The following is a 23,005-nucleotide window of genomic DNA, read 5'->3' on the forward strand; positions in this document are numbered from 1 at the left end:
ACAATAACAGCGGGAATGCTGTTATTAAATAAATAGGAAAAATGACGACCTACACTACACTGATTATTTTAAGCGGCCTGGTCATCTTCTCTTATTTATTTGACCTTGTTGCCAGTAAAACTAAACTACCTTCTGTACTACTGCTATTGCTTTTAGGAATAGGCTTGCGTGTACTTGTGGATAATCTTAAGATAGAAACTTTCGATTTTCTAAAAATCTTACCTGCACTTGGTACTGTGGGTTTGATCATGATCGTTTTTGAAGGATCACTTGAACTGAAGTACGATCGGGATAAAAATAAAATCATTAAGGGTGCTTTTCTATCGGCACTTGTAATCCTGATAGCCTCGGTTTCTGTAATCACTTTTATTATATACGAGATTACCGGTCGCGACCTTTATACGTGCTTTAGTAATGCAATTCCTTTTAGTGTGGTTAGCTCTGCAATAGCTATTCCATCTGCAGCAGCACTATCTAAAAAAGGAAAAGAGTTTATCATTTATGAATCTTCTTTTTCTGATATTCTGGGGATCATACTCTTTAATTTCGCTATTTCTAATCCTCACATCTCTACTTCTTCCTTTACTGGCTTAGGACTAAATACGATACTGATAGTTATATTATCAGCTATTTCCTGTATCGTTTTACTTTATGTAATGGGAAAGATATCGCATCACATAAAATTTTTCCTGATCATCTCTATACTGATAATGGTGTATGCCATTGGGCAGTCGTACCACTTGTCGGCTCTTGTTTTAATACTCTCTTTCGGTTTGTTTTTAAACAATGCAGACACCATCAAGTACGCCTGGTTTAGAAGCATTTTTATTTACAAGAATCTATCTAACGATTTAACACAACTACATCAGTTATCTGCTGAAAGTGCATTTATTTTAAGAACATTTTTCTTTGTAATATTCGGATTTACGATGAACATCTATCAGCTTAATGATCAAATTGTTCTTGTAAACGGTTTGATTATGCTTGCCTCTATCTTTGTGATCAGATTTGTCTATCTTAAAATCTTTAGAAGGGAAAATAGTGGAGCTGAAGCTTTTATTGCACCTAGAGGGCTAATTAGCATCCTGTTGTATTTTAACTTACCTCATGCGCTTAAAATACCAGAAGTAGGAACCTCTTTCTTATTTGTTGTGGTATTAGGGTCGAGCCTGATCATGAGTATAGGTCTGCTCTTAACAAAAAAGTATGTAAGGGCAGAGCCCTATTCAGGGATGCATTAGCTTCCCATCTCTAATATTTTATCAAATTCTTCTGCTTTGAGGGGCATTACAGATAACCTGCCCTGTCTAACCAATGAAACGTCTTTAAGACTTTCTTCGGATTTGATCTGTTCCAGACTAACAGGATTTTTAAGTGCCTCGACCGGAGCCAGATCTACTACAACCCAGTTAGGGTCACTGGTAGTTGGATCCTGATAAAACTCTTTTACCACTTTTGCTATACCAACTACATTTTTACCTTCATTACTATGGTAGAACAAAACCAGATCCCCTTCTTTCATCTCTTTCAGGTTATTACGCGCCTGATAATTGCGTACACCATCCCAAAAGGTTCTGCCGTCTTTGTTAAATTTCTCCCAGCTATATTTAAAAGGTTCTGACTTCACTAACCAATACTGTGTGTTCTTCATAGTTTAAAAAGGTTTTTTTGATACATTCGTTGACAAAACCGCTGACAAAAATATACTTTTTATTCCTTTATTTATATCATTATCTAAAAGAAGTCATAGCACCTTAACCCATTAAAACGATTGTAACCGGAACTATTTGGGAAGTATTTTTCATATCCAATACTTGCCTCAGTAGTACCACTTGTATTGGTATAATTAATTTTTGAAGTTGTTGCATCATGGCTTATTCCTAACCTTAGTTTCTCTCCATTACGTTTCCCCTTAAAAAGATCAAAAATCAGAGAAAGGACAATTGCATCGGGTCCATTCTGCGGTCCGGTTCTATACCAAAGACCAGTATTTAAACTTTTATATTTAAACTGGGCTCCGAGGCTTACATTGCTATTACTTGCCTGTCTGTAGTAAACTACAGATGGTATAAGAGAAGCGCCTTCGTCCTGATTATAATCAAAATATGGAGTCAACGGGATTTTGAAACTTGCGTTTACTGTAATCCTCATTGGAAGCTTGGCTTGTGTTCCGCTAAAGGATTCATCAGGTTGGTTAATATGGTGTAAAGCCGTCCCTAGCATAAAGTTACGGTAAACAAGATTTACACCTGTTGCTGCATCAAAGAAAAACTTATTGGAGATATCAGGTGGTTCAGCAGCAGAGATACTGCCGGGAAGATATCCTAAGCGTGGATCAATCTGATCAGAAAAGACCAACTTATTCCAGTCTATGGCTCTATTGGTAAAACCGGCCTGGATACCAAATGACAACACAAAATCATCGCCGCCAACACTGTATGAATACGTAGCGGCCGCATTGTTTTTAGTTAAATATGCAGTTCCCTCGCTGGAACGGTTAAAAATCAATCCTACTCCGCCTGGAAATTTGGTGATATTTAAATCGGCAGAGGCTGAAATATAAGACAGATCACCACTTAAGCCCGACCACTGATTTCTATAAATAAGGTTCATTCTAATATCTCCTTCAAATTGACCAGTTAATGAAGGATTTAGGTATATAGGCTGGTTAAAAAACTGTGAATAAATATGATCTTGTGCAGAAGCGAATCCAATGCCTATAAAAGTTAACAAAATCAATAGAATCTTTAATGTCTTTGCCATGTTATCTGATTAAATGTAATGGCCCCGTTCGTTTTGGCGTACTATTGTTATATGTCATGCCTTTCCATTGTGATCCATTAATGAATTCGACATCAATTTTCCAATAATAGACAGACTGAGGTAGTTCCGTATTACGGTATGTTCCATCCCAACCTTCCTGGGGATGTCCTTCGTCAAGCTTTGTTGTTTCCCATATGAGTTGCCCCCATTTGTTAAAAACCGACATCCTCCATGATTTAATTCCCGAGCCCTTAGCTTTGAATTGTCGAAGTTCGCTACTTTCACTGCCGGGTATGAACGAATTTGGCACAAACAGATACCCGGGCACTCCACTAATTCTTACATTCTTAACTGAAGTGGTGAAGCAACCGCTTTGATTGATCACTTTTAAAGTCACTTTGTAAAGCCCGGTATCTGCATAGGTATGTTTTGGGTTTCTGTCTACCGAAGTTATACCATCACCAAAATCCCATAGCCATTGATCCGGATTATTAGTGCTTTGGTCTATAAAACTAAATGTATAAGAAGGAATGCTAATTTCAATACCAGGATCTACTGAAAATTGTGCAATAGGTGGTGCTGTAATTTTTATATAATCACTTTGTATAAGTGTATTTGGACAATTTAAACTATTTGTTGCTGTTAGTGTAACAGTATAAGATGAAAGTGCCCCGCCATACACATGTGTTGGTTCGAATTCTGTAGAAGTTGTTCCATCTCCAAAATCCCACAGATAGGATAGTCCACTAGTGGTTGTGTTGCTGAATTTTACCTCAAGGCCAGGACAGCCAATTGTTTTGTCTGCTGAGAAACTGATTAGTGGTTGTTCGAAAACGGTGATTGTCTCTGTAGTTGTCGTGTCTGAACAGCCATTTGAAGCTGTAAGCACAACTTTATATACTCCCGGATTTTTAAATGTGTATTGTACAATTTCTGGTGCCGATCTTGTTACCCTGGTCCCTCCATCCCCAAAATCATATCTAAATAGATTCGCTCCTTTAGAATTGTTGTGAAAATTTACAAGAAATGGTGCACAGCCACTTTTTTCTGAACTGTTTACCACGAGCTCTGGCAAAACAGTGTTAGGGGAAACCCGAATAACGTAGCTGCTTTCCTGACTGCGACATTCGTTTTCCGCACGCATTTTCACTGTATAATCTTTTATTGTTGCGGTTACATAAACATGTTCTACAGGTAGTTTATCTGTTCTAGTAAGAAAGGTGCCATCTCCGAAATCATAATAGTAAGTATTTGTACCCCCGGGCGAGGTGTTACTAAAGCTAACCTTCATTGGGGAGCAACCAACAGTTTTATCGGGCGAGAAAACAGCGATTGGTTGGGCTTTAACAAAGACTGAGGAAGTAAACACATTGGTTCCACATGGCGAGGTTACGCTTAAGGTAACCACATAAGTGGTGTCCTTTCCTTGGGGGTGTGGCTGATAAATAATTGGAGGAGGCAGTACTAAAGAAGAAGTTACACCATTGCCAAAGTCCCATTTAAAATCAGCATCAACAAGAGAGGTGGAAGTGTTTACAAAACTAACCTGTAGCGGGTCGCATCCTTCGGATTTATCTTGTGTAAATGAAGCAGTAATGCTCTGCCGGGTCGAAAATGTATGAGACATTTCATTGGCCTTACACCCCTGTTTACTGGTAACTACCAGCTTGATAATAACGGACTCATTGTCATTTGTGATTTGATAACCGGGAAATTGAATACCTCTGCCAATTTCTGTTTCATTTGCATACCAGATGTAAATGTCATTCCGGTCTACATCAACAATAGCTTTTATATTTTGATTATCGATATTAAACGGAGTGCATCCCTTATCAGATGTAAATGTAAAATTGGAAATTGCATCCGGTTTAACCGTAATACTTACGCTGTTGCTAATGCTAGCCTGACTACCTGAGCAAAGTCCGCTACTTGCTAATCTTCTGTACCTAGTTGAGAAAGTTAAAGCGGGTGGAGCATATGTTGGCTTTGTTTCGCCATTGATAACTATCCAATTAACCCCATCGTCTACACTTTGTTCCCAGCTGTAGGTATAATCTGAACCATTGCCACCGGTAGGCCTTGGACCTGTTAAGGGAGCAGGAATACTGCCGGAACAAATGACCTGATCTACGCCAATTGTATTTCCCGCTATTGGTGGTAGCGCTATCAGGTTTACCTCATTACTTATAGCCTCACAAGCACCACCTGATACTACACGTCTAAACGAAGCGCTTGCAGAAATTATAACGGTCAGATCCCGGTTAGTTGCGTCAGGAATTATTGCCCAGTTGGTACTTGGGTTAGTACTTATTTCCCATCTATAAGTATATGGGGGCTTACCTCCAACCGGCACATCGCCAGTAATGGTAACCTGTTGCCCAGAACATACCGTTGTTCCTGATGGGTTGGTGATGGTATTTTGAATTGCCTCTAAATTATCAATAACCACATCATCTGTAGTGGAACACAAACTAGGCGAAGTAATTGTCCACGTAAAAACATATCGTTGTCCGGGAGTAAGTGAGGTTACAGCACTATTGTAAGTTGTAGGATCTGCAATTAAAGGCCCCGCAGGTGATACAGTCCACCTGCCCGCTTCACTAGCTTTGGGTGCATTACCATTTAAAGAATAGGCAGACTGGTTACAGATGGATTGATCGGCACCTGCATCAGCCACTGTAATTGTAGGATGCACTTTAATTACAACAGTTTTCGGATTTCCCGGACAACCATTAACAATCGGTGTAATCGTATAAGTAGCGCTTCCCTCAATTAATCCACTATTGCTTAATATATCGTTAATTTCAGTAACAGAAACCGGAGTAACCTGATTTGTGTTGCCTGTAACCAGATTTGCAATACTCGTCCAAACATATAGGGTATTGTTATTACCTAAATTTGAGCTCAATGAAATACCAGATGGATTGCCTGTACATATGACTGGTTTTGCTACAGTAGCGGTTAAAATTGGTTTCGGGGTAACTGTTACTGTTAAAATAAATGGTTCTCCGTCGCAGCCATCTTTTTGGGGTATAATGGTGTAGCTAACAACCGCATTATTTGTTGCACTGGTATTTGTGATTATATCAGTAATATTTCCCGTTCCTGTTGGGCTATATCCGGTAGCTAAACCATCATTATTGGTTGCTATCCATTTAAATGTGCTTCCATCAACAGTAGATTCTGGAATGAAGTCTACAGGATTTCCTGTACAAATAGCTTTAGTGTTATTTGTATTGGTTAATTTGTTTTCAGGAAGTATAATAATGTCTATTTGTTTTAAAACTGTAGCACAAACACCTGGTACTCCCGTATTAACCCTCAAAAATATGGTTGCCTTTCCAGCATTACGCTCTGCGACACTTGGCGTATATGTAGTGGTAAGATCAGAAGGATTTGAAAAATTAATACCATTAGTTCCATTATCCCAGGTAAAAGAGGTATAGCTTCCTGAAATTGTCCCTGTTAAACCGACCGATGCTTTGTTGCAAATGGGGTTTGAATTTGCAGCAATAGTTAGAACTGGTGCTTGAGTAAATATTATTTTCTGAGTTACTGTAATGGTGCCACAATTATTTTTATGGGTTAGCTTAACTGTATAAGCGTCAAAATCAGCGAAATTGATGGTTGGATATTTGCTGTTTGCCGTACTTGGAGCTACAAAAGAGTAAGCACCTGTTCCGGTAACTTCCCATGTGTAGGTATCTGAAAGGTCTTCAGCCGTTCCATTGACAATCGTTTTTGTATCCGTAGCACCAGGGCCAAATACGAAATCGCCATTATGGCAAAGTCTCTTTTCTGGAGATAAAGTTGCCTGTGGTGCTGCATTAACGACAACCTTTTGCGGCAATGTAATTTCCTGACAAGTTCCGGTTTTAACAGCGAGTGTAATGTTATATACTCCCAATTGAGAAAATTTAAATTGTGGGGTTACGCTAGATTTACTGGTTCCTCCTAAGTAAGATACTCCTTGTGCCGGTACTACATTCCAGGTATAAACCGGAGTTGAAGGACACGATGTGTTATCTAAAACCGAATTGTTTACCGGTGTAAGTGTTCCCGATGTTAGACAAATCAAATTGCCGGGTAAAGTAAAGCTGGGCTTCGGTCGTTCTTGTACACAAATCTCAAGCTCCAGATCTTCCGCCTGACAATTTCCATCACTAATTGATGAAAGGCGTATTTTATGCTTTCCAGTAGTAATAAATTTATGGATTAAATTATACGTAAGCGGTTTAGCTGAAGCAGTAAGAATGCCATCCACGTACCAATTGTATTTTACATCATTTGGTGCACAACCTGGAAAATTAGTATTAGCTTTTTCTCCGGGCAGAGATTGATTATTAAAAATGATTTCATCGTTGATACATGCTATTGGAGGAAAAGAGAATAAGTTCTCTGGCCTGGTAACGACCTTTGCAGGCGTAGATAGAGGTGAACCAATTGCGCCACAAAACGGACTTATTAAACCAACATTTACACCAAAAGCATTATAGAAGGTTTGGTTTCCAGATTGATAAGAAAACCCACAGGAAGACTTTGTATAAGTGTGGCTTATACGATCATTGTTTTGCTTGATGTCACAATATGTATAGTCGTTAGACGTCCCATCTCCCCAGTCGACCTTATAAATGTTGCCCGGAAAATTTACTCCAATACCATTATTGGATACATCAACTCGATATTCGAATGTGCCAACTGGAAAACACACTGTGTTTCCACTTGTAGTGGTAAATGCAGTTACAGCAAGATTGTTAATTAGAAAGTATGCCTTTGTGCCCACCGACCCATCGGGCATTGTGGCTTTCACAAACATAGTGTAATGAGCAAGTGATGCAGTATAAGACATTGGAGTTCCGGCAGCACCAAAAGCTATTGTTTGCGGTACTCCAGGGTTCAATTCATTTTTGAAAGTTACAGTTACGTTTCCGGTGTTCGATTCGTTGCTAAAGAAAAATTCTTTTGTTCGCGTGTTCTCATCCGTATTACAAGTTCCAAATGTGAGTGGATTTGTACTCACTTTAGAATTAGAATTTATAGCAGCTGTTGCTTTTACTCCTGCTTTTATATCAAATGGATTTGAATCTGAAGAGGTAAGCGCAGGTAATGTTGATTTAACCCTAAGTTTATACCCTGTTCCAGGAGTAGTACCCGAAGGGATTACTCCATTTACAAATGTTGAATAGAAGCTGGTATATGATCCTATAGACTTTTCAACTCCACTGGGTGATACAAGATAGAGATTAAACGAATTACCTGGTTGTAAACAGGTAGCACCCAAACTAAAAGTTGCGGCTATAGTTGACTCGGGCGTGTAAGGTCCCGGTGCAACCTGATCTATAGCAATTTGAGAAAAGGCTATAGAAACATGATAGAAGAATAAAATTAGCGTCAGTAAAAATAAACGTCTTATCATATTGTAAACATTATGATAAAAGTAAATATTTTTTTACTTATTGTTCATTTTATTCATTAATAATCATTCTAATTATTAACATTATCAAATTTGCATTGTATTTATTTTTATTTAGTAAATTTCGTTAAGTCGTCATTTACATTTATGGACTTTCCATTAAATAAAAAGCCGCATTCAAATGTATTTGAATGCGGCTTTCAATAGGAATTAGGTAGAATTTCCCTGGTTCGGATAGAATATTAAAGCGTAGCCATATCAATTACAAATCTGTAGCGGACATCACCTTTAAGCATTCTTGCATACGAAGCAGTTATATCCTTGATGTCAATCATTTCAATATCTGAAACGATATTATGCTCAGCACAGAAGTCAAGCATTTCCTGGGTTTCAGGTATGCCACCTATGCCAGAGCCTGCAATGCTTTTACGGCCACCTAAAAGTGAAAAGGGCTGAATTGCATAAGGCTGAGATGGCACACCAACGCAAATCTGTGTCCCACTTGTTCTTAGCAATGACAGGTACATATCCATATCGTGCTCTGCAGAAACAGTATCAAGAATAAAATCAAATGAGCCTCTTACAGCTTCAATCTGAGCAGGATCAGATGTAACCACAAAATGATGCGCACCTAAATCTTTAGCCGCTGCTTCCTTTGAAGCTGATGTACTTAAAACGGTTACTTCAGCGCCAAAAGCTACCCCAAATTTCACACCCATATGACCTAAACCACCAAGACCAAGAACGGCCAATTTATGACCTTTACCAACTTTCCAGTGGCGCAAAGGCGAATAAGTAGTAATACCTGCACAAAGCAGTGGCGCTGTAGCTGCAAGTGGTAATTTGTCGGAAATATGAAGTACAAATTCTTCGCGAACTACAATGGTATTGGAGTAACCTCCGTAGGTAGGCACACCATCTCTACCTTTATTGTTATAGGTTTGAGTACTTCCTTCAAGGCAATACTGTTCTAATCCCTCCTTGCAATTTTCACAAGTCTGACAGGAGTCAACCATACATCCTACACCAGCAAGATCACCTTTTTTGAACTTTTTTACATGGTCGCCTACTTTAATTACCTTACCAACAATCTCATGACCTGGTACCATTGGAAATACTCCTGGAAACCAATCATTCTTTATTTGATGAAGATCCGAATGACAAACACCACAATATAATATTTCAAGTTGAACGTTGTGCGGACCTACTTCCCGGTGTTCAAAGTCCCAGGGTGCTAAATCTGTTTCAGCATTTTGTGCTGCATATCCTTTGGCTTGTATCATAGCTAATTTATATTTTATAATAAAACAAATCTACATCAGTGAGCATAAATATTAACTACACATTTCAAAGCATTTATTATACAATTCAAACATCCCGAAATAAAGTCAGGAAATCCGCTTCAAACTATTAGTGGGTCATTTTAAACAACAGCTCTTTTAGCAACTCGCCGTCGGTGGTATTACCGGTACTGTCTACGCCCTTACTCTTTAAGTCGTACTCCCTTAACAAGCTAATGATATCAAAGGTTTTATTCAGATTATAGCTACGGGCAGCAGCTTCGTAATCTTTAACAAAATATGGGTTTACGCCCAATTCTTTAGCAGCATCACTCTTATTCTGCAAGTAGTGGTATTTTAAAATCTTCGAGAAATAAGAATTCAGATTGGCCATAACCATAACCATTGGATTGGCTTTTGGATTATCGGCAAAGTAATTAATGATCTGATTACATTTTAAAATATTCTTTACTGCCAGTGCTTTTTGCAGTTCAAAAACATTGTACTCTTTACTTATCCCTATATTTCTTTGAACAAGATCAGTGTCAATTGTTGTTTCTTTAGTAATATTTAAAAGTAGCTTTTCTATTTCATTAGCAATTTTGGAAAGGTCTGTCCCCAGGTATTCAGCCATGAGGGCGGATGCTTGTGGAGCAATTTTATAACCTTTCTCTTTTACAAGATCATCTATCCATCCGGCTAATTTATAGTCTCTAACCAGTTCTGACTGGAATATAACACCATTCCGATCAATGGCTTTATAAATCTTCTTACGCTTATCGAAATTAGCATACTTATAACCTAATACCAGAATGGTGGTAGGCATGGGTTTCTCAAAGTAATTGAGTACAAACTCCGCCTCTTTACTACTCCCTTCTGTCTCTTTAGCCCACTTCAAATCCTGGGCCTCTTTCACAATGATCAACTGATAGTCAGACATCATAGGATAGCGTTTGGAAGCGTTCATAATGGTAGCCATGTCTGTATCTTTCCCATACAAAACAGTTTGATTAAACCCTCTTTCCATATCATTCAACACATTATTTTCCATGTAATGGATGATCTGATCGATGTAATAAGGCTCCTCACCGTGTAGTAAATAAACAGGCTTAAACTTTCTGGCTTTAATGTCTTTGATTATATCTGCAGCACTCATATGATAGGTCAAACTTAGATATAATTGTGCTCTAAAACAATTATATCGATCTTTCCAATGCCATCAAAAAATCAACAGATGCCCAGAGGAAACTTAGATAAAATTTTTTGCCTATTTTTACAAAAATGTCATTCACACCAACAGCACTTAACCTACCACAATACCCTTTCAAGATCACACTAAAGGAGTCACGTTATTTTATCTTTGACGAAGTAAGAAAAAAACATCTGGTACTAACACCCGAAGAATGGGTTAGACAACATTTCATCCAGTTTCTGATACTGGAAAAGAAATTTCCAAAATCACTTATTCAAATTGAAGGCGGGCTTAACTTAAACAAACTTCAAAAGAGAACAGATATTGTAATATTCAGCACTCATGGAGAACGAATAATGGTTATTGAATGTAAAGCACCCTCTGTTAAGATAAGTCAGGCGACTTTTGACCAGGCCGCCAGATACAACTCTGTTCATAAAACCAAATGGCTGGTAGTAACCAACGGATTAATGCATTGTTATGCAACAATAGACCACAAAGAGGAACAGTTTGTCTTTATAAAAGATCTTCCTGAGTATCAATCCTTATAAAAACAAACCGTTTTTTCTGTATTTTTTATTGCCAACCACCTCCAAGAGCGCGATAAAGGCTAATTACTGCCTGCCATTGCTGTAATTTATCACCAATATTATCGAGTTGAGCCGACAGCAAGTTCTGTTCAGAAGTTAATACATCTGTATAATTTGTAGCAGAACTATAACGCAGCAGTTTTTTAGTAAAATCTACTGATTTCTGCAGCGATTGCAATTGTTTAGTCCTTATGTTTTGTTGTTCAATTGCGGTTTGGTAAGAGAAAAGTGCATTAGACACCTCCTCTCCTGCTTTCAATAAGGATTTCTGAAAAAGATAAGCTGATTCCTGTTGAGCAGACTTGGCACTTGTCAGTCTAGCCTTGTTTGCTCCCTTACTAAAGATAGGCTGGGTTATTCCTGCTGCAACATTTGCAAACAAACCCGAAGGGGTTATCCAGTCTTTGAAACTAAAGCTCGTAAAACCACTTGAAGCTGTGATGTTGAGCGATGGATAAAACAACTGTCGGGCAACATTAGTTGTTTCAAAAGCCTTCATAAAAGCATATTCTGCTTGTTTAACATCAGGCCGGTTTTGGAGCAACTGAGCAGGAATACCGATTTTCAGATCAACAAGTAACTGTTGAGATTCTAGTGATTTCCTCTTTATTGAACCAGCCTGACGAACAAGTAAAACATTCATAGCATTTTCCGTTTCTCTAATTTGCCTTTTTAAGCGGGGTATAGCAACTTCTGCTGCATACTGATTGGCTTCACTCTGAACCTCAGCAGCTCCTGTTACTATATTGGCAGCTTTTAAAGATTTCATTGTGCTTACATCCGTTTTTCTGTTGTCAACAGTTTTCTCTAAAACAGTTAGCTGTTCATCTAAAGCCAAAAGCATAAAATAATTATTTGCAATTTCGGAGATCAGTTGTGTTTGCACAGCCTTTCTTGCTTCCTCGGTTTGCAACAACCCAGCCAGTGCGCTCCGCTTACTACTTCTGAGCTTACCCCAAATATCTGCTTCCCAGCTGGCTGTCAATCCCACATCATATTGAGTTGATGAGCTGATAATGCCAAAACCTTGTGGGTAGGCGAGTTTTGATTTAGTTATTGCTGCATTACTGCTTAAGTCTGGCAAAAAAGCTGCCTTACTTTGTTTAAAACTTGCTCTAGCCGCATTTATATGTTCTACAGCTATTTTCAGATCAAGATTTTGCTGTAACCCTTCTGTTATCAATTCAATTAACATCGGATCGTTAAACAATTTTTGCCATGGCATAGTGGCAATGGTAACCGTATCTGTATCTTGCTGGTCCCTGTAAATATTCTTTGTATCTATTGCTGGCCTTTCGTATTTCTTTGATACCTGGCATGATACCAACACGATCAGCAAAATTATTAGCCCTATATATTTTCTCATTATATTCATTTCTTACGAATTATAAAACTTCATTGTTTCTGCGTACTCCTGATATTTTCTCTTGCAGAGATTGAAAAACTACAAACAATGCAGGGATTACAAACACCCCGAATATTGTACCTACAAGCATCCCACCAACCGCAGCGGTTCCTATTGAGCGGTTGCTTAAAGCCCCTGCCCCGGTAGCAATCATCAACGGAAGCAAGCCGAAAATAAAAGCAAATGAGGTCATTAAAATTGGTCTTAACCTGGCCGTAGCACCTGAAATTGCCGACTGGATTAAGCTCATCCCACTAAGGCGGTGCATTAACGCGAACTCCACAATAAGGATTGCATTTTTTGCAAGTAAGCCGATGAGCATAATCAGACTTATTTGCAGAAAGATGTTATTATCAAGTCCAAATAATCGGGCAAACAAAAATGCTCCGGCCAGTCCTATGGGTAACGAAAGCAACACCGAGAAGGGCAGAATATAACTTTTATACTGTGCACTTAACAAGAAATAAATGAACAGCAAGCTGAGCATAAAGATTAATAGGGTTTGACTACCGCTAGACAACTCTTCTAATGTTAGACCGGAGAATTCATAAGTATAACCCTGTGGTAAAGTTTGGGCTGCCACTTCCTGAATTGCTTTTATTGCATCACCAGAACTGTAGCCGGGCTTGGGTGCACCATTTACTGCGCCAGCCGTAAACAGGTTAAAACGGTTTATAAATTCCGGTCCATAGATTTTTTTAAGCGTGATAAACTCTGATATCGGAGCCATTGCGCCTTTATCATTCCTAACAAATATTCTATTGATGGCCTCCTTATTGGTTCTCTGTTCAGCTTCGGCCTGAATCATTACACGGTATTGTTTACCAAAACGATTAAAGTCTGATGCATAAATACCCCCCAAATAGCCTTGCAGCGTTCCAAGTACGCGGTTAACAGGAACGCCTGCTTCCTTACATTTCGCAACGTTTACGTTAACTTCGTACTGCGGGAAACTTGTGTTGTAAGATGTAGCAGCATACATAATTTCCGGGCGCTGGTTTAGTGCTCCCATAAACTTGCCAATTACTGCATCAAAAGCTTTGTAACTACCTCCTGTTTTATCCTGTAACTGAAATTCGAAACCATCATTATTCCCAAACCCCTGTAATGTTGGTGCGGCAAAGAAAATGATATTGGCTCCTTTAATTTCTGCAGTTTTTGCAAACAACTGACCAACAATGCTTTTAATATCCTGCCCTTTTTTTGTCCTTTCTTTCCATGGTTTTAACCTGATAAATATAGCCGCATACGAGCTCCCGGTACCGCTCATTAAATCCATACCGGCAACTCTAGATGACAATTCAATCTCAGGAATAGACCTGGCAATACTATCTATTTTATTTGCAATGAATTCGGTACGTTCCAAAGAAGTTGCCGGAGGTAATATAACGTTACCATATATAGAACCACTATCCTCATTAGGCACAAATCCGGTTGGAGTGGTTTTAACCAAAAACCAGAATAAAAGACTAAACACAATGATTATCGCAAATGCAATCCATTTTTTTCCAATCAGGAAAACAACCGACTTCTTATAACGGTTGGTCATGGTGCTGAATGAAGCATTAAACCCTGCATAAAAGCGTTGTAAAAAGCCTGTTTTCTGTTCATGATGCTCGCCATGTGGCTTTAGCAACAATGCGCAAAGCGCCGGACTTAAAGTAAGTGCGTTTACTGCAGATATGATAATGGCCACAGCGAGTGTTAGCCCAAACTGCTTGTAAAATACCCCAACCGACCCTGTAACAAAAGTTACCGGAACAAATACCGCAGCCATAATGAGGGTTATAGAGATAATAGCCCCACTAATTTCACTCATGGCATGCATAGTTGCTTTTTTTGCTGATCTAGCACCCTGATCTAATTTAGCATGAACTGCCTCTACTACTACAATAGCATCATCTACCACAATACCAATGGCCAGAACCAGGGCAAAAAGAGTAAGCAGGTTAATAGTAAATCCAAAAAGCTTAAGGAAAAAGAATGTACCTATGATAGCTACCGGAACTGCAATGGCAGGAATTAAGGTAGAACGGAAATCCTGCAAAAAGATAAACACTACAATGAATACCAATATAAATGCTTCAATAATTGTAACTATAAGCTTGGAAATTGAAGCATCCAAAAACTCATTTGCATTGGCGAATACGCTATACTTAACTCCTTTTGGAAAGGTTAATGAAGCATCGTCCAGTATTTTTATACACTTCTTTATGATCTCATTGGCATTGGAACCTGAAGTTTGATTGATTGCAACATATGGCGATTCATGACCTTGCGCCATGATGGTACTCGAATAAGTAAAAGAGCCCATATCCACCTCAGCAATGTCTTTTAATTTCAATACCTGACCATTACCTACAGATTTGAGTATGATGTTTTCAAATTGCGCAGGCTTTTCAAGTCGACCGGTATATTTTAAGGTATATTGGAAAGGCTGACCACTGTTTTCTCCAACTTTACCCGGTGCTGCTTCTATGTTTTGCTCTGCAAGCGCTTCTGTTATGTCGGATGGGATTAATCCATAAGCAGCCATAACATCTGGTTTAAGCCAGATTCTCATACTGTAATCCATGCCTCCATATACAGCGGCATTCCCTACCCCCTCAACCCTTTTGATCTGAGGCATCACATTAATTTTTAAATAGTTATCAAGGAATTTCTGATCATACTTTCCATCCTCGCTGTACAACAGAAAACTAAATACTTCACTATTCAACCGCTTACTGGTGGTAATACCAACTTTGATTACTTCGGCAGGCAGCAAACTTGTAGCTTTTGTGATTCTGTTCTGCACATTAATTGCAGCCATATCCGGATCTGTACCTTGCTTAAAGTTAATGGTAATGCTGGCGCTACCATCGTTACTTGCCTTAGAGGTCATGTAGGTCATGTGTTCTACTCCGTTAATCTCTTCTTCGAGCGGGACAATTACGCTTTTCATGACCACATCTGCACTTGCTCCCTGATATGAGGTACTTACTTCAACGGCGGGTGGAGCAATGTCTGGATACTGAGAAATAGGCAATGAATATAGGCCTAGTAACCCCATTATAACAATGATAACCGATATAACGGTAGATAAAACCGGGTTATCTATAAATTTCTTTAACATAATATTTTAGTGTTTTGCTTTGATTTTCATTCCATCTTTCAAGCTGCCCATTCCTTCCGTCACAATCTGTTCGCCAGGGTTCAGTCCTTTTGTTACCACATAAAATTCACCTGAAGGGATGTCCATTATCTCTATCTCAGTACTTTTTACAGTACCGTTTTTAAACGTGTAGATCATCGTTTTTTCCTGCATTTCGAAGGTTGCCTTAGCGGGAACTAATAATGCCTTGCTTACTTTTAACGGGATGCGAATAAGTGCACTGGCACCACTCCTGATTAATCCATCGGGGTTAGGGAAACTTGCTCTAAGATTAACTGAACCCGTTTCTGTATTAATTAACCCGCTTAAAGTTTCCAGCTTACCTTTTTTTGAATATTCTGTTCCATTGGCCAACAAAAGTGTTACCGGAGGAATATTCATTAGCTTATCCTTTATAGTTCTTCCTTTGTTGTTTTCAGTGAAATCCAGAAACTGCTTTTCATTGAAGGAGAAGTAGACAAAAACACTTGCAATATTTGAAACTGTTGTTAGCGGCTGGGGTGATGAACTACTAACCAGACTCCCCGTTTTATAGGGTAAGTTTCCTACTACCCCATCTGCGGGACTATGTATACGAGTATAGCCAAGATTAGTACGGGCATTTACTAAACTAGCTTTTGCCTGTACAAGCGCAGCCCCTTTCGCGTGCAGATTAAAATTTGCCTGCTTAAGTTCATAATTACTAATGATCTCTTCTTTTACCAGAGGCAAGGTTTTCTCGACCTGCATTTTTGCTGTGCTTACTTCAGCTTCAGCATTTTTTATCGCGGCTGTAGCCGTTCTAACTTCCTGTTCGTACTGGGGGGCATTTATTTTAAAAAGTAACTGACCTTTTTTAACAACTGCACCTTCATCAACAAGTATCTGTTCTACAAAACCATCTACTTTTGGCCTGATCTCTATGTTCTGCTGGCCCTGTATAGTCGCGGTGTAATCTGTATTAAGAACAGCATCTTTAGGTTGTACTATTAAAACCGGATATTCCTGGATAGTTTCTTCCTGTGTCTGGCTTTGCGTTGGACTGCAAGCTTCAAATAGCAGCATTCCGCCTAGTAATGAGAGTAATTGTATTGTTTTCATAAATGTAATTTTTCTTTTTTGGCATAAATATTCCTCATCTCCTAAAAAATCTCTTTTTTGGCAGCTAAGGTTAACAGCGATTATTTATCGCCCGAACTAAAGTGTTGGGTTATTAATTAAATATGGAGTATCACGGTAGTTTCATTATAATTCTTTATTTCATTAATAAGTTAAGCAAAGTTAGTACTTTTGTGAATAAAACAACTAAATACTTGTTTTATTAGATTATGAAGACAAATCGATTCTTAATGCTATTAAAAACCCGTGGTGCGTTAACTGCAGGGGAAATTTCAAAGGAACTTGGGATTACAAGTGAGGGCGCCCGCTTACAACTCATAAAATTAGGTGAGGAGGGATTAATCAAGTCGACCAACGAATCAAAAGGAGTTGGCAGACCTACTGTGTATTTTAGTTTAACAGAAGAAGGAAACGCTGGTTTTCCTGATACGCATGCGGAACTAACCGTTAAGCTGATACAACTTATGAAGACTACGCTGGGCGACGAGGCTCTTGATAAAGTGATAGCGGCAGGTGAACAAGTTGGTAAAGAAAAATATTCTAACGAATTACAATCAACTACAGATCTTGAAGGTCGTATCTCCCAGCTTGCGGATATCCGTACACGCGAAGGATACATGGCTGAATATAGTAAAGATGAACAAGGCTATTTATTGATAGAGAACCACTGCCCAATTTGCGCAGCGGCGCAGGTTTGCCAAGGTTTTTGTGCTTCAGAACTTAACACCTTTAAGTTTGTACTTGGCGAGGATATAGATATAACAAGGGTAAATCATATTATTGCTGGCGACAGAAGATGTGCCTACAGAATAACGCTAAAGAAGGCCAGTTAAAATAAGCATTCTCCAACTGAATGTCGAAGAATGCTCAGTTAAACTTATCCTTTTAAGGCAGCAAGACTTTCTTCGATAGTATTTATCTTCGATTCAGCATCAGCCTTTTTATTGCGTTCGTTTTGAATGATCTCAGGTTTTGCATTTTGTACAAACCTTTCGTTACTCAACTTAGCATCTACAGATTTCAAAAAGCCCTGTAAATAAACCAATTCTCCATTTAGGCGTTCTATTTCAACATCAATATCAATAGCTTCATTTAAATGAATAAAGAATTCATCGTTGCCCACCATAAAGTTTACAGCTCCTGGAATCTTATCGTTTACAAACTCAACTTGATTAATATTAGCAAGTTTGAACACAATGTTTAACCATTTTTCGAAATCTAAAGATGAGTTTACTTTTATAGCAAGAGGAAGCGCTTCTTTAGGCGAGATCTGTTTTGTATTTCTAACATTTCTGATCTCAGCTACCAGGCCTTTAATAACCTCCACTTCTTTAAGTAACTGTACATTAGCCTCACCAACAACAGGATAACTTGCTACGATACAGCAGTCAAGTTCACCTTTCTCTCCAAAGAGTTCATCATGCCATAGTTCTTCCGTTAGGAAAGGCATAAATGGATGCAATAATGTCAGGATTTTCTCGAAGAAACCGATAGTTACTTTTAAAGTTTCAGCATCTATTGGATGTTGATAGGTTGGCTTAACCATTTCAAGGTACCAGGCACAGAAATCATCCCATACCAATTTATAACAAGCCATTAAAGCTTCCGATAAACGGTATTGTTTAAAGTTATCTTCAATCTCTGCGAGTGCTTCGTTAAAGCGGTTTTCGAACCACAATATTGCCTGCTGATTAGGATTTTCAAGATTTTCATCAACCTCCCAACCTTTAACCAATCTGAAGGCATTCCATATTTTGTTGGCAAAATTACGGCCTTGCTCGCAATAGCTTTCGTCGAACATCAAATCGTTTCCAGCCGGAGAGCACAACAGCATCCCTACCCTTACTCCATCAGCTCCATATTTTTCAATAAGCCCAATAGGATCAGGAGAGTTACCTAATGATTTCGACATTTTACGGCCTAATTTATCTCTTACAATACCTGTTAAATAAACATTTGTAAAAGGCTTTTGACCCCTGAACTCATGGCCTGCCATAATCATACGTGCTACCCAGAAAAATAAGATCTCAGGGGCAGTAACCAGATCATTGGTAGGATAATAATAGTTAATATCTTTATTGTCCGGATCTTTAAAACCATTAAACACAGAGATTGGCCACAACCACGATGAAAACCAGGTATCCATTACATCTGGATCCTGAGTTACAAAAGGTGCCAATTGATGTTTAAAACCATGGATTTCAGTTTCCGTAAATACTCCGTCAATATCTTTAAGTTTTAAAAACTCATCAAGTGCTTCTTCTTTAGTTTTTGCTACAACCCAATTGCCTTTATCATCGTACCATGCAGGAATTTGTTGTCCCCACCATAGTTGTCTACTGATATTCCAGTCCCTAACATTCTCCATCCAATGACGATAGGTGTTTACGAACTTTTCAGGGATTAACTTAACATCACCCTCCAATACATCTTTCAATGCAGGTTTGGCCATTTCATCCATTTTACAGAACCATTGCATAGATAGCTTTGGCTCAATAGCTGCATTGGTACGTTCAGAAAAACCTACCTGCGATTTATAGTCCTCAACTTTATCTAAATGACCGGCTTCCTCTAATAAAACAGCGATCTTTTTTCTTGCCACAAAGCGGTCTTCACCAACAAGTACTACAGCAAGTTCATTTAATGTGCCATCTTCATTTAAGATATCTATTACAGGTAGCTTGTGCTTAACACCCAATTCATAATCGTTCAAATCATGAGCAGGAGTAACCTTTAAACATCCGGTTCCAAAGTCCATCGTTACATACTCATCTTGAATAACAGGTATTTCACGATTGATTAGCGGTACAAAAACTTTTTTCCCTTTCAGGTGCTGGTAACGCTCGTCGCTAGGGTTAACACAAATGGCAGCATCTGCCATAATTGTTTCGGGACGGGTGGTAGCAATGGTTAAGAAATCATTGGTTCCGGATACCGAATATTTTATATAATATAATTTTTGATTTACCTCTTTACGGATCACTTCTTCATCAGAAACCGCAGTTTTACCTGCCGGATCCCAATTCACCATACGTACACCGCGATAAATTCTTCCTTTTTTATACAAATGGATAAAACTATCAATTACGGCTTCTGACAGATCATCTTCCATTGTAAAGCGTGTACGCTCCCAGTCGCAACTTGCGCCTAGCTTTTTCAGTTGATCAAGAATAATACCTCCGTATTTCTCTTTCCATTCCCAGGCATATTTCAGAAATTCTTCTCTGCTAAGGTCTTTTTTGCTGATCCCCCTTTCTTTAAGCATAGCAACAACTTTTGCCTCAGTAGCAATTGATGCATGATCCGTTCCAGGTACCCAGCAAGCATTTTTCCCCTGCATACGTGCTCTACGAATCAGAACATCCTGAATTGTATTGTTTAGCATATGTCCCATATGTAAAACCCCAGTCACATTTGGAGGAGGTATTACAATGGTATAAGGCTCACGTTCGTCAGGCTCAGAATGAAAAAAGTTCTTTTCTATCCAGTAGCTGTACCATTTGTCTTCGGTTGCCGCCGGGTCGTATTTTGTAGAAATGCTCATTATTTTGAAAAAGTATCAGATTTGGCTGTAAAAATAAGAATAAAAAAGACAGATGCTATTCGCTTCCTCAAAATCTTGAAGGGAAGATTTTGCATGTCAGCTCATAACACTGACTTTTTTTGGAAAATAGCAAGAGAAACAGAAGAGTAAGATGAACAATTCAATTTGATAAATCTCGACCTCATACAGGTTTACACTCCCTCTTTAGACACTTTATATTAAAAAAGATCAATGTCCTCAAAGTACATTGATCTTTTTTAACCTTAGTTTCTTTACTTCAAATTTTGCATAAAGTAATCAGTAACCTTTTGATACAAATGCGCTCTGTCTTTACCAATTACGTTATGCTCATGACCTGGATAGATCATATAATCTACCTGAATACCCTTATCAACAGCTTTTTTAACAAAATCGACAGAGTGTTGCTGTACTACAACCGGATCTTGCATACCATGAATTAACAACAGCTTTCCTTTTAGCTGATCAACCTTACTACTCAAGTCAGTAGCGGCATAGCCTTCGGGATTTTCCTGCGGAGTATCCATATAGCGTTCAGTGTACATCACCTCATAAAACTTCCAGTTTATTACCGGGCCACCTGCAACAGCGGCTTTAAAAATACCAGGATGTGTAACCATAAAATCAACCGTTCCAAAACCTCCAAAGCTCCAGCCAAATAGGCCCATATTAGCAGAATCAACATAAGGAAGCCCCTTCAGGTAATCTACAGCCTTCATCATATCTTCCATTTGCACGTCCCCCGCTCTGCGGAACATAGACTGTTCAAAAGCTTTACCTCTATTATCGCTTCCTCTTGTGTCAATTGTTAGTACCACATAACCACGCTCAGCCATATACCTGAACCAATAATCTCCGGCACCGGCATTCCATGAATTTAAGATAAGTTGAGCATGAGAACCGCCATACCAATACACAATAACAGGATATTTTTTAGTGCTATCATAACCAACTGGTTTATATAAGCTGCAATACAAATCGTCTCCACCGTTACTTTTTATAGTAAAGATCGATGAGTTTTCTGTAGCAAACGCAGCTAAAGGATTGGGAGCTTTTAATAATGTTTTTGTTTTAGCCGTTGCAGTTTCAATTAACTGGATTACTCGGGGTTGTTCCGGATTACTGTAATTATCAATTACACTGTTTCCTGAAGTACTTATTTGTGTATTGTGCACTGCTGAACCTTGTGTAATCCTGTTAGATTTACCTGATTTCACATTAAGTGTATATAAATTACGAGTTATCGGAGATTCTTCAGTAGAAACATAAAACAGCTGACCACCCTTTATATTAAATCCTTTTACATCAAGTACCTCCCAGTTCCCTTTAGTCAACTGTTTTAATACTTTTCCATTTAAATCGTATAGATATAAATGATTCCATCCATCACGGTTACTTTGCCAGATGAACTTAGAAGGATCATTTTTAAGGAATAACATAGGGACTAAAGGCTCAACATATTTTTCATCCTTTTCTTCAAATAATGTTTTCACGAAATCACCGGTAACTGCATTATATTGATTTAGCTTCATGTGATTCTGTCCGCGGTTTAAAACGGCAATGTATATGTATTTATCATCCGGACTCCATGCAATATTAGTAAGATACTGTTCAACAGGCTCACCCGTTTTAAGGTAAACCACGGCTTTACTTTCCGCATTATAAACCCCTACTGTTACCTCATGACTCTTATCGCCTGCCATAGGGTATTTAATATTTACATTTTTTGCAGGCCTGGTTGTCCAATCTATGATCGGATAATCAGAAACCATGCTTTGATCCATTCTATAAAAAGCAAGAGACTTACCACTATTGCTCCAGAATGTTCCTTTTGTTATTCCAAATTCATCACGGTGTACCGACGAAGCATAAACAATATCTTTACTCCCATCCTTTGTTACCTGATTCTGATCAGCGCCATTAGCCACAAACAAATTGAAATTATCCAGATACGCGATGTACCCGGCTTTACTTTCTTCTACATTAGTTTTGCTGGCAATTGCCGCATCTACAATTACTTTATAGGTATTCTTAGCAGGATTAAAAGCAACCTTACTTCCGTTTACGGTTAATATCCAATCAGGTCCCTGATTAAATTGAATAACAGGCATCGCCTTTAACGTATCCTTTTGGAGTGATTTTAATTTCTGATTTAGCTGGGCCAATGATAAGAACTCCTGCTCCTGCTGACTCTTAAAATTGCCACTCATCCATACAGGTTCATTCCCTATTTTTTTGGCATACACATAATTCTCTGTGCCATAAATAAATTGAATTTGAGAAAGATTTTCCGGAGCCAAAGTAGTGCGTGCATTACTCATTGCATCCTGAATGGTCAATTGTTTATCCTGGGCTATACCATAAAAAGCAATTGACAACAATTGAATACATAAAATCAGTTTTTTCATCAGTTGTTCTAAAAGATGATGAAGCTATCATGCGCTGCCCGATATTATTCATTTCGGTTTATATGATGCAGCACATGATGGTTTCATCGTATGAATAATAAGTTGGGGCCAAACTTATACAAAATATCGCAAATTACATC

Annotated in this window: 13 protein-coding genes; 3 read left to right on the forward strand and 10 right to left on the reverse strand. The window is 38.5% G+C overall.

The features are described 5' to 3' along the window. Positions 1 to 41: 41 nt before the first annotated feature. Positions 42 to 1,241: a sodium:proton antiporter gene (locus N824_RS20655; protein WP_048907047.1), complete on the forward strand. Its 1,200-nt coding sequence runs from the start codon at positions 42 to 44 to the stop codon at positions 1,239 to 1,241. On the opposite strand, the gene N824_RS20660 is transcribed toward N824_RS20655, so the two are convergent. The 5 genes from N824_RS20660 to holA all read right to left on the reverse strand — a co-directional run bounded on the left by N824_RS20660 (position 1,238) and on the right by holA (position 10,612). Beyond that, positions 1,238 to 1,651 carry an EVE domain-containing protein gene (locus N824_RS20660; RefSeq protein ID WP_048907048.1) on the reverse strand — a complete coding sequence of 138 codons (414 nt, stop codon included), beginning with the start codon at positions 1,649 to 1,651 and terminating at the stop codon, positions 1,238 to 1,240. The two genes, N824_RS20655 and N824_RS20660, sit on opposite strands and share 4 nt — an antisense overlap. A gap of 83 nt (positions 1,652 to 1,734) precedes the next feature. Further along, the gene (locus N824_RS20665; RefSeq protein WP_048907049.1) at positions 1,735 to 2,763 is read right to left on the reverse strand and encodes a PorP/SprF family type IX secretion system membrane protein; all 1,029 of its coding nucleotides are present in this window, start codon (positions 2,761 to 2,763) and stop codon (positions 1,735 to 1,737) included. Position 2,764: 1 nt separating this feature from the next. Continuing rightward, positions 2,765 to 8,179 (reverse strand): PKD domain-containing protein, encoded by a 5,415-nt coding sequence (locus N824_RS20670; protein ID WP_048907050.1) that lies wholly within the window; start codon positions 8,177 to 8,179, stop codon positions 2,765 to 2,767. A 239-nt stretch (positions 8,180 to 8,418) separates the two neighbouring features. Then, positions 8,419 to 9,459: an NAD(P)-dependent alcohol dehydrogenase gene (locus N824_RS20675; RefSeq protein WP_048907051.1), complete on the reverse strand. Its 1,041-nt coding sequence runs from the start codon at positions 9,457 to 9,459 to the stop codon at positions 8,419 to 8,421. Positions 9,460 to 9,586: 127 nt separating this feature from the next. Continuing rightward, the gene (gene holA, locus N824_RS20680; RefSeq protein ID WP_048907052.1) at positions 9,587 to 10,612 is read right to left on the reverse strand and encodes a DNA polymerase III subunit delta; all 1,026 of its coding nucleotides are present in this window, start codon (positions 10,610 to 10,612) and stop codon (positions 9,587 to 9,589) included. A 125-nt stretch (positions 10,613 to 10,737) separates the two neighbouring features. On the opposite strand from holA, the gene N824_RS20685 reads away from it, so the two are divergent. Further along, the gene (locus N824_RS20685) at positions 10,738 to 11,199 is read left to right on the forward strand and encodes a type I restriction enzyme HsdR N-terminal domain-containing protein (protein WP_048907053.1); all 462 of its coding nucleotides are present in this window, start codon (positions 10,738 to 10,740) and stop codon (positions 11,197 to 11,199) included. Positions 11,200 to 11,224: 25 nt separating this feature from the next. On the opposite strand, the gene N824_RS20690 is transcribed toward N824_RS20685, so the two are convergent. Genes N824_RS20690 through N824_RS20700 form a run of 3 tightly spaced genes read right to left on the reverse strand, consistent with a single transcriptional unit; the run spans position 11,225 to position 16,877 of the window. Continuing rightward, positions 11,225 to 12,604, reverse strand: a complete 1,380-nt coding sequence (locus N824_RS20690) for an efflux transporter outer membrane subunit (protein WP_152542432.1) — start codon at positions 12,602 to 12,604, stop codon at positions 11,225 to 11,227. 19 nt (positions 12,605 to 12,623) lie between these two features. Continuing rightward, positions 12,624 to 15,758: an efflux RND transporter permease subunit gene (locus N824_RS20695; RefSeq protein ID WP_048907055.1), complete on the reverse strand. Its 3,135-nt coding sequence runs from the start codon at positions 15,756 to 15,758 to the stop codon at positions 12,624 to 12,626. Between the two features lie 6 nt (positions 15,759 to 15,764). After that, positions 15,765 to 16,877, reverse strand: a complete 1,113-nt coding sequence (locus N824_RS20700) for an efflux RND transporter periplasmic adaptor subunit (protein WP_052334238.1) — start codon at positions 16,875 to 16,877, stop codon at positions 15,765 to 15,767. A 248-nt stretch (positions 16,878 to 17,125) separates the two neighbouring features. Between N824_RS20700 and N824_RS20705 the strand changes: the two genes are divergently transcribed. After that, a complete protein-coding gene (locus N824_RS20705; RefSeq protein WP_235207228.1) occupies positions 17,126 to 17,728 on the forward strand; it encodes a metalloregulator ArsR/SmtB family transcription factor in 603 nt (200 codons plus the stop codon). Between the two features lie 44 nt (positions 17,729 to 17,772). Here the strand turns inward: N824_RS20705 and N824_RS20710 are convergent, their stop codons facing one another. Together N824_RS20710 and N824_RS20715 are read right to left on the reverse strand one after the other, a co-directional pair. Then, the gene (locus N824_RS20710; RefSeq protein WP_048907057.1) at positions 17,773 to 20,439 is read right to left on the reverse strand and encodes a valine--tRNA ligase; all 2,667 of its coding nucleotides are present in this window, start codon (positions 20,437 to 20,439) and stop codon (positions 17,773 to 17,775) included. A 272-nt stretch (positions 20,440 to 20,711) separates the two neighbouring features. After that, entirely contained in the window at positions 20,712 to 22,865 is a 2,154-nt protein-coding gene (locus tag N824_RS20715) for a DPP IV N-terminal domain-containing protein (RefSeq protein WP_048907058.1), read from the reverse strand. Between the last annotated feature and the right edge of the window lie 140 nt (positions 22,866 to 23,005).

This window comes from Pedobacter sp. V48, assembly GCF_000523515.1.
GTDB lineage: Bacteria > Bacteroidota > Bacteroidia > Sphingobacteriales > Sphingobacteriaceae > Pedobacter.

Bases quoted from the DNA above. Each gene is read 5' to 3' on its own strand.
- N824_RS20655 (WP_048907047.1), top strand. From the start codon at position 42: ATGACGACCTACACTACACTGATTATTTTAAGCGGCCTGGTCATCTTC.
- N824_RS20660 (WP_048907048.1), bottom strand. From the start codon at position 1,651: ATGAAGAACACACAGTATTGGTTAGTGAAGTCAGAACCTTTTAAATAT.
- N824_RS20665 (WP_048907049.1), bottom strand. From the start codon at position 2,763: ATGGCAAAGACATTAAAGATTCTATTGATTTTGTTAACTTTTATAGGC.
- N824_RS20670 (WP_048907050.1), bottom strand. From the start codon at position 8,179: ATGATAAGACGTTTATTTTTACTGACGCTAATTTTATTCTTCTATCAT.
- N824_RS20675 (WP_048907051.1), bottom strand. From the start codon at position 9,459: ATGATACAAGCCAAAGGATATGCAGCACAAAATGCTGAAACAGATTTA.
- holA (WP_048907052.1), bottom strand. From the start codon at position 10,612: ATGAGTGCTGCAGATATAATCAAAGACATTAAAGCCAGAAAGTTTAAG.
- N824_RS20685 (WP_048907053.1), top strand. From the start codon at position 10,738: ATGTCATTCACACCAACAGCACTTAACCTACCACAATACCCTTTCAAG.
- N824_RS20690 (WP_152542432.1), bottom strand. From the start codon at position 12,604: ATGAGAAAATATATAGGGCTAATAATTTTGCTGATCGTGTTGGTATCA.
- N824_RS20695 (WP_048907055.1), bottom strand. From the start codon at position 15,758: ATGTTAAAGAAATTTATAGATAACCCGGTTTTATCTACCGTTATATCG.
- N824_RS20700 (WP_052334238.1), bottom strand. From the start codon at position 16,877: ATGAAAACAATACAATTACTCTCATTACTAGGCGGAATGCTGCTATTT.
- N824_RS20705 (WP_235207228.1), top strand. From the start codon at position 17,126: ATGCTATTAAAAACCCGTGGTGCGTTAACTGCAGGGGAAATTTCAAAG.
- N824_RS20710 (WP_048907057.1), bottom strand. From the start codon at position 20,439: ATGAGCATTTCTACAAAATACGACCCGGCGGCAACCGAAGACAAATGG.
- N824_RS20715 (WP_048907058.1), bottom strand. From the start codon at position 22,865: ATGAAAAAACTGATTTTATGTATTCAATTGTTGTCAATTGCTTTTTAT.